The organism is Streptosporangium nanhuense, from assembly GCF_059358815.1.
In genome coordinates this window covers 1-16,001 of the sequence record NZ_JCADBG010000054.1, presented here as the reverse complement: position 1 = coordinate 16,001, position 16,001 = coordinate 1, and the positions used below count along the sequence as shown (strand labels likewise).

Sequence of the window (16,001 nt, the reverse complement as noted above, 5' to 3'; positions counted from 1 at the left end):
GACCAGACCATGACCGTCGACCCCTGCAACCTCCAGCTCCTCTACCAGGGCCGCAACCCCAACTCCGACGGCGTCGACTACGGCCTGCTGCCCTACCGGCCCGGCCTGCTGACACTGCAGCGCTGAGCGGGTGACACACGATCCGATGTTCCTGAGGTTCACCGGCGAGGACGCATCCCCTCGGATGAACGCGATCGGGACCGGATCGGAACCGAAACGGCGGGCTCGGCGCGAGGGCCGAGCCCGCCCGGGTCACGTGGCGACGGAACGCGGAGCCGGGCACACGACTGCCGGCCCGGGGTCCACCTCGAAAGGATCACCATGAGATCCGCGCCGTCACACCGCCCGCCCCGGCGGGGGGAGCCGCCGCCCCGGACCGGCTCCCCCCGCCGACCCCCCTCTGAACCGCCCCGGACGTGGTGAGACTTCGACCCGCCACGTCCGGGGCCACCACCCCCCGTCGAACATCCGCCTGAGGGAGACGATCAGGTGAGACCCGCACTTCGCACGGCCGGCCGGAAAGCCCGCTGCCTGGTTCTCTGGACCGTGAGCCTGCTTCTGCTGGCCACGTTGTCGCCGTCCCCGGCCAGGGCCGACAACCCGATCGTGCAGACGATCTACACCGCCGACCCGGCGCCGCTCGTCCACAACGGCCGCGTGTACGTGTACACCGGCCATGACGAGGACGGCTCGACGTACTTCACCATGCGCGACTGGAGGGTGTACTCCTCCTCGGACATGGCCAACTGGACCGACCACGGCTCCCCGATGAGCCTGGCCACCTTCGCCTGGGCCGACGCCAACGCCTGGGCCGGTCACGTCGTCCCCCGCAACGGGAGGTTCTACTGGTACGTCCCGGTGCGCAACCGGGCGACCGGCGGGATGGCCATCGGCGTCGCGGTCGGCGACAGCCCCACCGGGCCCTTCCGTGACGCGCTGGGCCGCCCGCTGGTCGAGAACGGCGAGATCGACCCGCACGCGTTCATCGACGACAACGGCCAGGCCTACCTGTACTGGGGCAACCCCCGCCTGTGGTACGTCCGGCTGAACACCGACATGATCTCCTTCTCCGGCGGCGCGACCCAGATTCCGCTCACCACGGCGGGGTTCGGCACGCGGAACGGCAACGCCGCCCGCCCCACCCTCTACGAGGAGGGGCCGTGGGTCTTCAAGCGCAACGGCCTCTACTACAACGTGTTCGCCGCCGAATGCTGCTCGGAGTTCATCGGCTACTCCACGGCTCCCAGCGCCACCGGGCCGTGGACCTACCGGGGAACGATCATGCCGAGGCAGGGGGCGAGCTTCACCAACCACGCCGGGATCGTCGACTTCGCCGGGAACTCGTACTTCTTCTACCACAACGGCGCCCTGCCGGGCGGCAGCGGTTACACCCGCTCGGTGGCCGTGGAGAGGTTCGCCTACAACGCCGACGGCACCATCCCGACCATCAACATGACCACCGCCGGGCCACCGCAGGTCGGCACCCTCGACCCGTACGTCCGCCAGGAGGCCGAGACCGTCGCCTGGGCGTCGGGAGTGGAGACCGAGGCCTCCGGCGAGGGCGGCATGAACGTCGGCTTCATCGAGAACGGCGACTACGTCAAGGTCAAGGGCGTCGCCTTCGGCAACGGGGCGTCCTCCTTCACCGCCCGGGTGGCCTCGGGCACCGGGGGCGGCCGGATCGAGGCCCGCCTCGGCGGTGCCACCGGCACCCTCGTGGGCACCTGCACCGTCCCCGGCACCGGCGGCTGGCAGAGCTGGACCTCGGTCACCTGCCCGGTGTCGGGCGCGACCGGCACGCGCGACCTCTACCTGCGTTTCACCGGCGGCAGCGGCTACCTGTTCAACCTCAACTGGTGGCAGTTCACCCCGGGCGGGGGCAGTAGCGACGGGAACCTGCTGGTCAACGGCACGATGGAGGACGGCACGACGAACTGGACCAGCTCCGGCGGCACCCTGTCCTCCGCCACCACCGTGGCCCACGGCGGCAGCCGCTCCCTGCTCAACTCCGGCCGTACGTCAGCCTGGCAGGGCCCGCACCAGAACGTGACCGCGCGGCTCACCAACGGCAAGAGCTACACCACGAGCGTGTGGGTCCGCTCGCAGAGCGGCACCCCCGGCGCGAAGGCGACCCTGACGCTCACCGCGAACGGCACGACGAGCTACGTCCAGCTCACCCCGGCCCAGACGGTCAACGCCGGCGGGTGGACCCAGCTCACCGGCACCGCGACGGTCTCGTGGACCGGGACGCTGACCAACGCCTCCTTCTACGTCGAGACGGCGGCGGGCACCGACGGCCTCTACCTCGACGACGCCTCCTTCCAGTGACGGGAGACGCGCCGTGCCAGGACACCGGTCACCGCCGACGGCCGTCACGGTCGTGACCCTCGTCGTCCGGCGGCCGGCCGGCGAGAGCACCGCCTTCGTCCCGCCCCGGCGGAACGGCCCGCTCGCGGCCGGCACGAACACCACCTTCGACCCCATCACCGGCGACAGCGCGACCACCCCCCGGCCGCCGGCGCCCGACCATCGCGAGGAGCGACACCGATGAGAAGACAACGAGCACGGGTACTGCTGAGCCTGGCGGCGCTGACCCTGGCGCTCACCCCCGCCACCCAGGCTCAGGCGCTGGAGAACGGTGTGGGCCGCACCCCGCCGATGGGGTGGAACACCTGGAACACCTTCGGCTGCAACATCAACGAGACCCTGATCAAGCAGACGGCCGACGCCCTGGTCAGCAACGGCATGCGTGACCTGGGTTACCAGTACGTCGTCGTCGACGACTGCTGGATGGACCCCAACCGCGACTCGGCCGGGAACCTCCAGCCCAACCTGTCGCGGTTCCCGAGCGGCATGAAGGCGCTCGGCGACTACCTGCACGCCAGAGGGCTGAAGTTCGGCATCTACCAGGCCCCCTTGGACAAGACCTGCGCCCAGTACTTCGGCGCCTACCCCGGCGCGACCGGCAGTCTCGACCGCGAGGTCCAGGACGCCCGGCAGTTCGCCGCCTGGGGCGTCGACTACCTGAAGCACGACTGGTGCTCCCCCACCGGCACCATCAACGACCAGGTGCGCATCTTCGCCAAGATGCGCGACGCCCTGGCGGCCACCGGGCGGCCGATCCTCTACAGCATCAACCCCAACAGCATCCACGAGAAGACCGGCCCGCAGCGCAACTGGGGTGACGTCGCCAACATCTGGCGTACGACCGAGGACATCACCAACGCCTGGAACACCGGCCAGACCAACGGCTACCCGATGGGCATCCAGAACATCGTCAACGTCACCGTGCCGCTGGCGGGCTACGCCAAGCCCGGCGCGTTCAACGACCCGGACATGATGGAGGTCGGCCGGGGCGGCATGAACGACACCGAGATGCGCAGCCACTTCGCCCTGTGGGCGATGATGGCCTCACCTCTCATCGCCGGCAACGACGTGCGCAACATGGACACGGCGACGCAGACGATCATGAAGAACCAGAACCTGATCGCCATCAACCAGGACACGCTCGGCCTCCAGGCCACCCAGGTCAGCAACGACGGCACGCGCCGCATCCTGGCCAAGCGGCTGAGCAACGGCGACGTCGCGGTCGCCCTGTTCAACCAGGGTGGCAGCACGACCACGATCAGCACCACCACGTCCGCCATCGGCCTGTCCGGCAACTCCTTCGGCCTGCGCGACGCCTGGAGCAACGCCGTCACCTCGACCACCGGGAACATCTCGGCGAGCGTGCCGGCGCACGGCACCGTCGTGTTCCGGGTCAGTGGCGGCACGCCCAACCCCGACCCCACGCCCACTCCCACGCCCACCGCGTCCACGTCCCCGCTCCGGGGTGTGGGGTCGAACAGGTGCCTCGACGTGACCGGCGCCTCCCAGACCAACGGCACCCTGGTGGTGCTCTGGGACTGCAACGGCCAGAGCAACCAGCAGTGGACCGCCACCGCGGCCGGTGAGCTGCGGGTCTACGGCAACAAGTGCCTGGACGTCAACAACAACGGCACCGCCGACGGGACCGGCGTCCTCATCTGGGACTGCAACGGCCAGAACAACCAGAAGTGGCGCGTCAACTCCGACGGCACCATCACCGCCGTCGGCGCGAACAAGTGCCTGGACGTGGCGAACAACGCCACGGCCAACAACTCCAGGATCCAGATCTGGACCTGCACCGGCGCCGCCAACCAGCGGTGGAACCGCGCCTGATCGCGACGCGCTCGTGATCCGGCCCCTCAGGTGGCCGGTGACACGCGACCGCGCCGGTGTGCCGGGCGGCGCGGCCGTCGATCGATTCACGGCTGAACGCGACGTGCCGGTGACCCCGCGGAACGCGGGATCACCGGCACGTCATGTCATGCGAAGTGCCGACCGGGATCGGTCAGCGACCCCAGCCCGGCGTGGTGCCGCACTTGGCCTTCGCGTTGAGGCAGACCTTCACGAGCGCGCCGAGCGTCTCCGGCGTCCAGGCGTTCATGAAGTCGCCGTGGATCGAGGACGGCAGGCCCGACGACAGCGACAGGCCGTCACCGCCGAGGGAGTCGTAGCCGAGCATGAACGAGAGGTTGGGGACCGCGACCGGGTAGTCGCCGGTGCAGGTGCCGTTCTTGGCCGGTCCCATGTGCGACTTGTGGTCGGGCGAGTCGATGTGCTTGCCGTCCCAGCAGTCCTGGAACGTCAGCTGGTAGATCAGGTTGCCGCCCTTCGCGCAGACGGGCCAGTTGCCGTCGTCGCTACGGCCGGTCTCCGCGCTGCCGGCGCACCAGAACTGACCGCTGGCACCCTTCGGCGTCGGAACCTGTCGCTTCGCGTCGCCCTGCACCACGCGCAGGCCCGGCGGGAACGGCACGACCTCCGACGGGTCCTTGAGCCGGGAGCCGTAGTACACGCGGAAGTCCTTCATCGGGACCGTCTTGCCGTTCTTCAGCAGGGTCGGCGCCCAGTAGGCGCTGTTGTCCCCGAGAGCGTCACAGGTCGTGGTGCTCTTGAGCAGGTCCTCCGTCGTGGTGTTCGCCGACACCTTCGGGCCGAAGAAGGTGTGCATGTGGGAGGCGCCGACCAGGCCGGGCAGCACGATCGGGTCGTCCTTGGCCTCGTTGGCCACGGTGCAGTTGGTGTGGAACTCGGGGACCCTCACGATTCCCGCGGGGACCGCCTGGGGGGCGACCTTGTTGTAGATGTCCAGGGCCTTCTTCCACGCCGCCTGGTTCACCGGCACCCAGCCGGTGGCGGGGGCGGTGGTGGTCGGGGTGGCGCTGGGCTTGGGCGTCGAGCTCGGGGACGAGCTCGGCTTGGGGGTCGAGCTGGGCTTGGGCGTCGAGCTCGGGCTCGGGGTCGGGTTCGAGGTGCCCGAGCCGGTGCCGAAGACCTGGAACTCCCACAGCGAGACGCCGTACTGGCTGGACCGCTTGGTCGCGTACAGCCGCACGAACCGGCCGGTGGCCGACACGTTGATGGTCTGGACGCCGCCCTTGCCCGCCGTGGTGGTGTGCACCGTCTTCCAGGGACCGCTGCCGGTGGCGGAGGTCTGGATCTGGAACGCCGTGGCGTAGGCGTTCTCCCAGTTGATGACGATCTTCTTGATGGCGCTGGACTTGCCGAGGTCGACCGCGAGCCACTGCGGGTCGCTGAACTTGCTGCCCCAGCGGGTGGCGGTCTTGCCGTCGACGGCGGCGGCGGCCGACAGGTCACCGCGCTCCGCGGAGGAGGCGACGGCGGTACGGCCCTGCGAGAGAGGCACGTCGGCGGCGGCGGCCGGGGAGGCGACGCTCACCGCGGAGGTGCTCAGAAGGCCGACGAGAACACCGGCCAGCGACAGTCGGCGGACCTGGCGTACGACGGACGCGCGTCCGGCCCGAATGCCGCTCGAGGCGGTTGTGCTCATAGTGAATGGAGTCCTTGTCCTGTTGGAAGTCGTGGAAGGGACCTCTGGCGACGCTCGCGGGCGCCGCTACAACAGGAGACCCGCAGGCCGCGGGCGGATAACGAAAACTTCCGAGAAGCTCAGAATATTTTTTTCCTCCCGCGTCTTGCCTGAACCGCGCCGGGATCGCCGGAGGCCTTGATGTGCTCCGGCTTTCGTGGAGTCGCTTGATCGGCCACATGTCTGCGCCCCCGCGAGAGGCCGGCACAAGGTCCGCTCCCTGGCGAGTGGCTACCTCCGAGGGATGAGTGCCAGGAGCTGAATCGCCGCCAGCGCGTACTGGCCGGCGTCGTTGGTGGAGACGTACGGAGCCTCGTCGACGGGCATGAGGACGCTCGCATCCCGGACGTGGATGAGCTGCCAGTCGCGCTGGGCCTGGAGGGGGTTGACGTTGAGCTGGTCGCCCTCGCCGACGTCGAAGGCGTGCCAGGCCACGTCGGCCAGACTCCGGTCCCCGGTACGGCCGGCGGCGTAGGCGGCCAGGCGGCTGTGCGCCTGGATCAGCGAGACACCCCTGAGCTCCGGGTCGGTGAGATAGCGGCGGCAGTACTCCAGCCACGCCTCCTCGAAACCGGCCACCCCCAGGTCGAGGTCGATCAGTTCCGCGCAGACCTCCGGCAACCCGAAGACGGCCGACAGGTGGGAGAGGGCGATCTCGTCCGCCGTCCGGCGGAGACGACCGTCACGCAGCTCCGCCTCCCCGGCCAGGAAGCCGTGTGGCAGGATCGCCAGATCGGCCATCGTGCCCAGCAGCTTGTTGCGCGCGCCGACGTCTCGGTGGCGCTCCCACCGGGTGAGCCACATCGCCGCGAGCGCGCCCCAGTCGGTGCCCAGGCCGATCCTCGGTTCGGAGACGTCGCGATACTTCCGCAGGGGGTCGAGTGCGGCGACCGCGTCCTCGGACAGTTCGTCCATGAGGTCGCCGGTGCGCTCGTCGGCGGTCAGGTAGTAGAACACGCGCCGGTAGATCGCGCTGGAGATGCGCAGCTGCTTGCAGGAGCAGCCCCAGTGCTGGACGTTGTGCCTGGAGCCCAGGCCCTTCCAGGGGCCCAGGTGGTAGACGTCCACCTCGCCGGTGTGGCGGGTCATCGCCTCGGCGAAGCGGAACACGTCGGCACGGCCGGTGCGCAGGAACTGGTACCACAGCCACAGATCGGGTGACAGCTCGGAGTTGTCCCACGCGTAGCCGCCGATGTCGTAGCGCCAGCTGTGCCGGTCGGCGTCGTAGGTGTGCATGACGTCGCCGTAGTCCCAGAACCCGTACCAGCGGCGTTGCTCCTGCTGCGCGAGGTAGTGGTCGAAGAGGAAGTCCAGCCGCTCCTCGATCGGCGCGTCGTCGGAGCGCGGGGCCCACGTGCCGAAGACGCCCGCCTCCTTGATCCGCTCAGGGGAGGCGACCAGCAGCCCCGGGGTGAGACCGGCGGCGCGCTCGGCCAGCTCCTCGTTCGGCGGGGTGGCCTCGAACAGGCACAGCGACAGTTCGTGGGTACGGGCGATGCCGTACGGCGTGCCGTACCCGGGCTCGTAGTCCTCGTAGGTGATCTCCAGGCCCTTCAACTGCTCCGTGTGGCTCTCCTGGCCCAGGCCGTCGTGCCAGAAGCGCAGGTCCATGGGCCGGGAGCTGGGGGAATGGAGCCAGACGGTCGCGGTCGCCAGGGCGGTGGCGGCGTCGCGGATGTCGAGCCGGGTGGGATGGAGCTTCCAGAAGTCACGCAGGCCGAAGCCGAGACCGCCGCTGACACCGCCCACATAGCCGTACCCCTGGGAGCGGGTGCCGGAGGGGATCGTCACCCAGCCATGCCCCGGCTTGGTGCGCTTGCGCAGCAGGAAGCCGTCGGCGCTGTTCTGGTCGAGCGTGTAGTCGCTCCAGGTGGGAATCAGGTGCAGGTGGTCGGCCAGCGCCGACGGATCGGCGGCCCGCCCTTCGACCTGCGCCCGCCGTACGGCCGCGCCGGGGTCGCGGCGCAGGCCGGTCAGGCCGCGCACGGCCTCGGTCAGGAACCCGGTCAGGAACCCGGTCGCCGATCCCGCCTCGCCGGACCCCCTGGACGGCCCCGCCAGCCGGACGTGCCGGTCGTGCGGCTCGTCGCGCATGATCACGTCGGCGCGCAGGCCGAGGCCCCGCAGGAAGTCGCGCTCCGGGTCGCCGTCCCAGACGAAGCTGTGGACCAGGCGGACCTCGGGCGAGCCCGCGTAGAAGTACAGGCGCGCGGTGAACGGCAGCCGGCCACCGTGTGTGCCCTCGACCCTGACCACCGCGCGGATCGGGCCGGCCTGCTCGACGGTGACCCGCTCGACGGTGGCGGTCACCTCGTCGTCGTGGACGCTGACCAGGCGGACGTTCCTGACGATCTCGCGGGAGCCGTGTCGTCGCGAGCTCTCCGGCTCCGTGTACGAGATGGACTCGATGAGCCCGCCGCCGAGTCGCCAGGTGACCGGGCCCGAGCGGATCGTCCGGCCGGTCACGGTGACCGGATGTTCGGGCAGGGTGGTAACGGCCTGAGGGCGGAGCTCATAGGCGTCGGAGGGGTCGCTCTGCGGGCCGATGGCGTGGGCGGACCACTTGACCGAGCCGTCCGGCCAGGTGGCGGTGACCCAGCTCTGTACGGGAGTGCCGTCGCGCAGGGCGAAACCGGTCCCCGCGGCCACGGTGCCGCGCGGCCAGGGAACTCCCCAGGTGACGCCCTGTCCGCGTGGCCCGTCGAGCCAGCGTACTTCGGTCATTCCTTCACCGAGCCGATCATGACGCCCTTGGCGAAGTGTTTCTGCAGGAACGGGTAGACCAGCAGGATCGGCAGGGTCGCGACGACCACGACGGCGAACTTGATGCCCTGCTCGGGGAAGAGCACCGTGTCGAAGGCCGAGACCGAACTCTCGGCGTCGACGCCGGTGAGCATCCGGACCAGGACCTGGAGCGTCCACTTGTCGTTGTCGTTGATGTAGAGCAGGGGCGACATGTAGTCGTTCCATATGCCGACCGCGTAGAAGAGCGAGAAGGTGGCGATGATCGGCTTGGACAGGGGCAGCACGATCCGCCAGAAGACCCCCAGCTCGTTGCAGCCGTCGATGCGGGCGGCCTCTTCGAGTGCCTCCGGCAGTTCCTGGAAGAAGCTCTTGACGATGATCAGGTAGAAGGGGTTGATCGCCAGAGGCAGGATCAGCGCCCAGTAGCTGTCGAGCATGCCGAGGTCTCGCACCACCAGGTAGGTGGGGATCATGCCACCGCTGAACACGATGGTGAAGATGACCAGGTTCAGTATCAGGGTCCGGCCGGGAAGTACCCGCTTGGACAGCGGGTAGGCCATGGTGAGCGTCAACATGACCTGCACCAGCGTGCCGACCGCCGTCACGCAGATGGTGGTGATCATCGCCCTGAGGAAGACGGGAGTGCTGAAGATGTAGTCGTAGGTGCTGGTGATGAACGTGTCCGGCCACAGGAAGAACGGCCTGGTGGCGATCTCCGCCTCGGTGGCGAAGGACCCGGCCAGCACGTACATCAGTGGCAGGACGGTGACCAGCGCCAGGCCGACGAGGAAGGCGATGTTGAACGCGTCGAAGAGCCGGCTGCCCCAGGAGCCGTGGTTGCTCACCGTGGCGGGGGTCTCCGCCGGTTTCTTCGCGGTCAGGTTGTGCGCCATGCGCCCCTCCTTCAGAACAGGCCCCGCTGGCCGAGGCGCTTGGCCAGCCAGTTGCAGCCGAAGATGAGCACCAGTCCGGCGACGCCCTTGAACAGACCGACCGCGGTGGCGTAGCTGTAGCCGCCCTGTGTGATGCCGACGTAGTAGACGAAGGTGTCGAAGACGTCGGCGACGTCCGCGTTGAGCGAGTTCCGCAGCAGCCAGAACTGCTCGAAGCTCTGGTCGAGCAGGTTTCCGGAGGTGAGGATGACCATGATGACGATGGTGGGCCGGATGGCGGGCAGGGTGATGTGCCAGAACTGGCTCCAGCGCCCGGCGCCGTCCATGCGGGCGGCCTCGTACAGGTCGGGGTTGACTCCGGCCAGCGCGGCCAGGTAGATGATCGTGCCCCAGCCGGTGGTCTTCCAGACCGTCTGCAGCATGACGATCGGCCGGAACCACGCCTCCTGGGCGACGTAGTCGACCTTCTGCCCGCCCGTGATCGAATGGATCCAGTCGGCGATCACGCCGTAGTCGACGGAGAAGAGCAGATACGTCAGCGACGCGACGATGGTCCAGGCCAGGAAGTGCGGAATGTAGATGAGCGACTGGACCGCGCGTTTGAGCCAGCGCACCCGCAGTTCGTTGAGCAGGAGCGCGACGATGATCGGCGCCGGGAAGGCGATCAGGATCGTCAGCAGCGCGATGATCGTCGTGTTGCCCATCAGGCGGCCGAAGTCGGGCCCGGTGAACAGATCCTCGAAGTGCTTGAGCCCCACCCATTCGCTGCCTTCGACGCCGAGGAACGGCACGAAGTCCTTGAACGCGATGGACAGGCCGTACATCGGCCAGTACCTGAAGACGGCGAAGTAGGCCAGGCCGGGCACCAGCATCAGGAAGAGCCAGCGGTGGCGCCCGAACGCGGACAGAGGCGGGAACAACCTGCCGCGTGGCCCCGCGGGCTCGTCGGTGGCCACCTTGGCGGGCACCGGTGCCAGGTCGGTGGCCATGGCGGCCTCCTTTCTCGTGTGTTCCGCGAGGGACTCGGTGGGAGTCCCCGGCGGAACACGGCGTGTCAGGGCGTCAGCCCTTGTTGATCAGTTCCAGGAGCTCGGCCATGACCTGGGTGCCGCCGCTGTCGTACCAGCGCTTGATCTCGGCCTTGAACTGCTCCTCGGTGAGCTCACCCGCGAGGAACTTGATCCGCCCGTCGGTGGGGATCGGGTTCAGCGTGGCGCCCTTGTCCACCGCGGTCTTGGAGACGTAGGGCAGGGTCGGGTCGTGCTGCGCCGTCTGCAGGTCGAGTTCGGACAGGGTCTTCTTCTCCTCCTCGATGGCCTGCTCCTCGGGGGTGGCGCGCTTCCACGCGTACGCCTTGTCGCTTGCGGAGCCGACGCTGGCGCTGGTGCCGAGCTGGATGAAGCCCTTCTCGACGTCGTTGTTGATGGTCTGGACGGCGGGGTCCTGGTCGTTGATCTTGACTGCGTACTCGCCGTCGAGCTTGAAGTTCTTTCCCTCGATGCCGTTGTTCAGGAGGGTCGCGCCCTCCTTGGAGGCCAGCTTGTCCATCACCTTGAGCACGTCGTCGAGCTGCGCTTCGGTCTTGACGGTCTGCTTGGAGATGGCGATGACGTCGTTGTAGCCGGTGAAGGGCAGCGAGAACTTCCGGCCGTCGGGGCGCTCGAGGTTGCCCGCCATCGCGACCTTGGTCTGGTAGTCGCTCGCGTCCGCCTGCTTGAACAGCTGGAACAGCTCGTCGGCGCGAACGTTGACGTCGATGATGATGCCGCCCTTGCCCTGGACGAACGGGTCGAGCCACTTGGCGGTGTCGAGCGTGGCCCAGTCGGGGTTGGTCAGACCCTCGTCGATGAACTTCCTGATGTACTTCTGCGCCTCCCAGAACTCGGGAGCGTCGAACTCCGGCACCAGCTTTCCGTCGCGCACCGCGTGGCCGTTCGGGGCGCCGAACCAGACGTCGATCGCGTTGTACGGGCTGGAGGCGTTGAAGGTGGGAGCCGGCCACTTCGGCAGGATCAGGCCATAGGTGTCCTTCTCGCCGTTGCCGTCGGGGTCCTTCTCGGTGAAGGCCTTGGCGATCTCGTAGAGATCGTCGGTGGTCTCCGGCTCCTTCAGGCCGAGCTTGTCCAGCCAGTCCTTGCGCAGCAGGATCGCCGAGCGAAGCAGCGGACGGATCCGGTAGACGCCGTAGTTCTTGCCGTTGGTGGAGGCGTTGGCCAGGACCCGGGGGTCCTGGGGCAGGTTCGGGTACTTCTTGATCTTGTCCGTCAGGTCCCAGAAGGCCCCGGCCTCGGCGGCCTTGGTGAACGCGGCGTCCTTGGGGTTGACGACCAGGAGGTCGGGCAGCTTGTCCGAGGCCAGGGTGACATTGGTCTTCGAGGTGTAGTCCGCGTTCGGCACCCAGGTGATGTCGAGCTTCTTGCCGGCGAGCTTCTCCACGGCCTTGTGCATTTCGCCGTTGGGGTCCGGTGCGGTGCCGAAGAGCTTGACCATGAGGTTCAGCGCGGCGGGCGCGGCCTGGCCGCCTTCGCTCTCGCTGCCGCACGCGGCCGCGCCGAACAGGGTTGTTATCGCAAACATGCCGGCCAGCAGCCGGCGGGGGGTGGTGTTCATCAGTTGCCTTTCGCAAGCAGGAGTGCCTCGTTCTCGGCGAAGAAGCGCAAGGCCAGCCAGGTGTTCAGCTGGATCCAGCCGCCTACGGCGAGCGTGGGAAGCAGGAGGGGCAGGAGCGACACCGCGTAGGCCGTCGCCGCCAGGGCGAACAGCAGCACGATCGAGGACGCGGGCCGGGCGAGCGCGAACAGCGACGCCTTGGGGAGGTAGTCGCGTGGCCGCAGGTCGAAATGGACGTACATGGGCAGCAGGTATGCCGCGATCATCGCCAGGAGCAGCAGGGCGATCAGGGAGGCCGCGCCGTACAGGGTCGTGGTGGACAGTACGGCCGCCGCGAGGAGAATCGGAAGCACCAGCAGCGAGCCCCGCGCGAACTCCCGCCGGTAGGTGGTGGCGAACGCGCGCAGGGGTGGGAAGGTCTCGCCCATCGCGTGTCTGCGGGCGAGGGTGTAGGCGGCCACCGTCGCCGGGCCGACGCCCAGGACGACGCCGCCGGCCAGGGTGAACAGCAGCCACAGTGCGTTGAGGCGGATGGCCCACCACACCTCGTCGAAGGCCGGGTAGAGGCGCATCATGGCGAGGTCACCTTCGGATCGGCGTGCTCGCCGATCAGCGGAGCCGTCCGGCGAAAGCCGATCTTCCCGCCGGGCAGCGGGTGCTCGATGCGGTCTCCGCATGGCGTCGAAGCCGGGACGGCCACACTTTCGGACGGCCCGGCCTCTCGGCGGCGGATCATCGGATCCCTGGTACGGGGACCTTGGCCCAGTCGAGGTCGGCGGCCAGGTAGAAGCCGGGGTAGGCGGGCTGGTTGTAGCCCGTCTGCTGCCTGGCCACCTCGACCCGGTACTGCGGGTCGTGCATGAGGGTGTAGAGCTTGCGGTCGGTCACCTCGGTGCTGATCCAGATGCGGGCGGCGGTGCCGTCGGCGGTGCGCGTCACCAGTTCCTCGCGCCAGTCGCCGAGGATGTCGGCGACCAGGCCCGGATTGCCCTTGGTCCCGTTGTTGGCGAGGGTGCCGGTGGCGGTCAGCAGCGTGCCGCGCCTGAAGTCGTCGACGGTGGGTGTCTGCGGCACCGTGGTGGCGGTGCCGTTGACCAGTTGGGTGGTCATGTCGGCCGCCCAGCGGATGCTCTGGTTGGTGCCGGGCGTGACCACGCCCAGGTGCTCGCCGCGCGCGGACCACAGGCCGGCCTGGATCTCCTGGTTGGGCGGCATCGCCGACCAGGCCTCCAGGCCGCGGACGGCCGGGTCGACGTCGCCGACCATGCCCCGGCCGGTGTCGCGGCCGCTGTAGCCGCCGAACAGGACCCGGCCGGTGGCGGCGTCGCGCATGGCCCAGCCGTACGGCGCCGACGTCCCGCCCTCGTGCACGGTCCAGATCTCCAGACCGGGCCGGTCGGGGTCGAGGTCGCCGACGTGCATGGCGTCGCCGTGGCCGAGCCGGACGTTCCGGCCGGGTACGCCGCTGTTCGGCGGGGCCACGTCGAAGGAGGAGTACAGCAGGCTGCCGTCGTCGTCGATGGTGGCCGCGCCGTACACGATCTCCTGCCTGCCGTCGGCGTCGACGTCGGCGACGCTCATCGAGTGGAACCCCTGGGTGGTCAGGGTGGCGAAGGCGGGATCGCTCCCGTCGACGCCGTGCGGGGAGGCGTTGAAGGGGTTGGCCATCGGGACGTGGCCGCTGTCGACGAACCAGCGCTCCTTGAGCTCGCGGCCGTTCCAGTCGTAGGCGACCAGGGTGGTGCGGGTGTAGTAGCCGCGGGCGAAGACCGCCGAGGGGCGCCTGCCGTCGAGGTAGGCCACCGAGGACAGGAAGCGGTCGACGCGGTTGGCCGGCTCGATGCGGGCCATCGCGTAGTCGCCCCACAGCAGGCCGTCGTCTCCCCGGCCGGGCTTGTAGTCGACGGTCCGCAGCTCCCCGCCGGTGGCGCCGTCGAAGACCGACAGGTACTCGGGGCCCTTGACGACGAAGCCGGCGAACTCCCGCAGGCGGTTGTTGGCGCTGCGCGAGGGGGCGTAGACGTCGACGAAGTGGGTGGCGAGCTCGGTCGCCGCCTGGCGGGTGAGCGGGTAGGTGTGCGCCGGAGCGATGCCGAAGGCCTGCTCCAGCGTCGCGGGCCAGCGCCCGGCGACCACCTCGGGGTGCTCGTGCCACTTCGTGAACATGTCCACGAGGTGGTCGAAGTAGCCCGCGGCGCTCAGGCGGTAGTCGTCGGTGTGCGAGTAGCCGGGCCGCGGCATGGTGACGAACCGCTCCTTGCGGGGATTCCCGGCGGTGTCATAGCGGATCACCCTGGTACCCGGCGCGGTCTTCACCATCACCTCCGAGCGGCCGTCGCCGTCGAAGTCGTAGACCAGGAACTGGGTGTAGTGCGCGCCCGACCTGATGTTGACCCCCAGGTCCAGCCGCCACAGCAGCCTGCCGTCGAACGTGTAGGTGTCGAGGTAGGTCGGGCCGGTGTAGCCGCGCTGGGAGACGTCCTTGGCGTTGGAGGGCTCCCACTTGACCACCAGCTCGTAGCGGCCGTCGCCGTCCGCGTCGCCGACGCTCATGTCGTTGGCCGCGTAGGTGTACGTCTCGCCCACCGGGGTCACGCCGTCGGCGGGCTTGCGAAGCGGCACATCGTAAAACGATTCGCTCCAGGGCCGGACCGCGTCGCTCCTCCTGCCCTCCCTGCCCCTCGTGATCGGGGCGACCGCGTACCTGGAGGCGGGCGTGCCCGCGACGTCCCGGTAGTTGGTGCTGTCGGTGACCGTGGCGATCGGGCGGCCGTCCCGGTAGAGGCGGAAGCCGGCGCCGAGCATGCCGTCCCGGCCCGCTCCGGTCACCTCGGTCCCCAGCAAACGCCAGCTCAGGAAGATGCCGTTCGGGGTGCTCGTGGCGACGAGCCCGCGGTCGAGGCGCTCCATCCGGATGCGCGGGCCGGCGGCGGCGGGGGTGGCCGGGATGGTGGCCGAGAGGGTGCACGCGAGTGCGGTCAGGATCGTTAGGGTCAGGCGGGCGGCGCGCATGACGGAGCTCCTGGGGGTCGGAGCGGTTAAATCGATATATCTGCTGGAGATTATGAGCGTTGACATCGGCAGTCAAGGCTTCGCTCTCCGCGCTATTCGGAGTTCACTTTCCGGCCTCTCCGCCTCGCCGCTCCCGCGTTTCGCGCATGGTTCAGGATTCGTCCGCGGGCTCGTACCGCACCCGACCTGGACGGCTTCCGCGACGGGACCGTCCGTGGCGCTCGGCGTCCGCGCCACCGTCGATCCCGGTCCCGCCCCGTTCGTTCCCCTGCTCGCCGTCGTCGTGTCCCGGCACCGGTCCGGTGAAAGTTTCACGGCATCGGCCGCGTCCTCCGTACCGCCCCGGCAGATCGCGCGCGCCCCTTGACGGGGGCGATGTCGGTGTTAAAACTAAGAACCAGCCTCCTCACAACATCGTGAACGGCCTGTTACACAGAGGGTTGTTAACGCTAACAACATTGGTGACACCCTCCTTTCTCGCGTACCCGCACCGGAAGACCTCCACGAACGGAGTCGCAGCCGCCCTCGCCCCCGATTGTTAACGCTAACAACCATTGTGACCTGTTCCCTCTGCTGATCGCCCAGACAAGAGGACCCCCCATGAACAGACTCCCAAGCCCTCCCGTCCGGCACGATCGCCGTGGCGCCGGCGCCGCTTTCACGGCAGCCATGGTGCTACTGCTCGCGTTGTGCCAGTCGATCGTGGCCGCGCCCCCGGCCGCCGCGGCCGTCATCGACACCGGCGCCTCCTACGTCCTGGTCAACCGGCACAGCGGCAAGGCGATCGACGTCCTCGACCTCGCCACCGGCGACGGCGCCCCCATCGC

At 69.0% G+C, this 16,001-nt stretch carries 11 protein-coding genes; 4 read left to right on the top strand and 7 right to left on the bottom strand.

The features are described from left to right. Positions 1-9: 9 nt before the first annotated feature. From AC5L38_RS43410 to AC5L38_RS43395, 4 genes are all read left to right on the top strand, one after another. The gene (locus AC5L38_RS43410; protein ID WP_495248671.1) at positions 10-126 is read left to right on the top strand and encodes a non-reducing end alpha-L-arabinofuranosidase family hydrolase; all 117 of its coding nucleotides are present in this window, start codon (positions 10-12) and stop codon (positions 124-126) included. Between the two features lie 420 nt (positions 127-546). Next, positions 547-2,328, top strand: a complete 1,782-nt coding sequence (locus AC5L38_RS43405) for a family 43 glycosylhydrolase (protein WP_495248670.1) — start codon at positions 547-549, stop codon at positions 2,326-2,328. A 13-nt stretch (positions 2,329-2,341) separates the two neighbouring features. Continuing rightward, positions 2,342-2,551 carry a hypothetical protein gene (locus tag AC5L38_RS43400; protein ID WP_495248669.1) on the top strand — a complete coding sequence of 70 codons (210 nt, stop codon included), beginning with the start codon at positions 2,342-2,344 and terminating at the stop codon, positions 2,549-2,551. Then, the gene (locus AC5L38_RS43395) at positions 2,548-4,200 is read left to right on the top strand and encodes a glycoside hydrolase family 27 protein (protein ID WP_495248668.1); all 1,653 of its coding nucleotides are present in this window, start codon (positions 2,548-2,550) and stop codon (positions 4,198-4,200) included. The genes AC5L38_RS43400 and AC5L38_RS43395 overlap by 4 nt, the downstream gene beginning before the upstream one ends. A gap of 172 nt (positions 4,201-4,372) precedes the next feature. Here AC5L38_RS43395 and AC5L38_RS43390 read toward each other — a convergent pair whose 3' ends face one another. The 7 genes from AC5L38_RS43390 to AC5L38_RS43360 form a co-directional block, all read right to left on the bottom strand. Beyond that, entirely contained in the window at positions 4,373-5,875 is a 1,503-nt protein-coding gene (locus AC5L38_RS43390) for a DUF1996 domain-containing protein (RefSeq protein ID WP_495248667.1), read from the bottom strand. A gap of 270 nt (positions 5,876-6,145) precedes the next feature. Next, positions 6,146-8,638 (bottom strand): exo-rhamnogalacturonan lyase family protein, encoded by a 2,493-nt coding sequence (locus tag AC5L38_RS43385; RefSeq protein ID WP_495248666.1) that lies wholly within the window; start codon positions 8,636-8,638, stop codon positions 6,146-6,148. After that, the gene (locus AC5L38_RS43380; protein WP_495248665.1) at positions 8,635-9,552 is read right to left on the bottom strand and encodes a carbohydrate ABC transporter permease; all 918 of its coding nucleotides are present in this window, start codon (positions 9,550-9,552) and stop codon (positions 8,635-8,637) included. Before AC5L38_RS43380 ends, AC5L38_RS43385 begins: the two co-directional genes overlap by 4 nt. An 11-nt stretch (positions 9,553-9,563) precedes the next feature. Further along, positions 9,564-10,541: an ABC transporter permease gene (locus tag AC5L38_RS43375; RefSeq protein ID WP_495248664.1), complete on the bottom strand. Its 978-nt coding sequence runs from the start codon at positions 10,539-10,541 to the stop codon at positions 9,564-9,566. 73 nt (positions 10,542-10,614) lie between these two features. Next, positions 10,615-12,162: an extracellular solute-binding protein gene (locus AC5L38_RS43370; RefSeq protein ID WP_495248663.1), complete on the bottom strand. Its 1,548-nt coding sequence runs from the start codon at positions 12,160-12,162 to the stop codon at positions 10,615-10,617. Further along, entirely contained in the window at positions 12,162-12,737 is a 576-nt protein-coding gene (locus tag AC5L38_RS43365) for a YesL family protein (RefSeq protein WP_495248662.1), read from the bottom strand. Before AC5L38_RS43365 ends, AC5L38_RS43370 begins: the two co-directional genes overlap by 1 nt. Positions 12,738-12,894: 157 nt before the next feature. After that, complete coding sequence (locus tag AC5L38_RS43360) at positions 12,895-15,174, bottom strand: rhamnogalacturonan lyase (RefSeq protein WP_495248661.1); 2,280 nt, start codon at positions 15,172-15,174, stop codon at positions 12,895-12,897. Positions 15,175-16,001 lie beyond the last annotated feature (827 nt).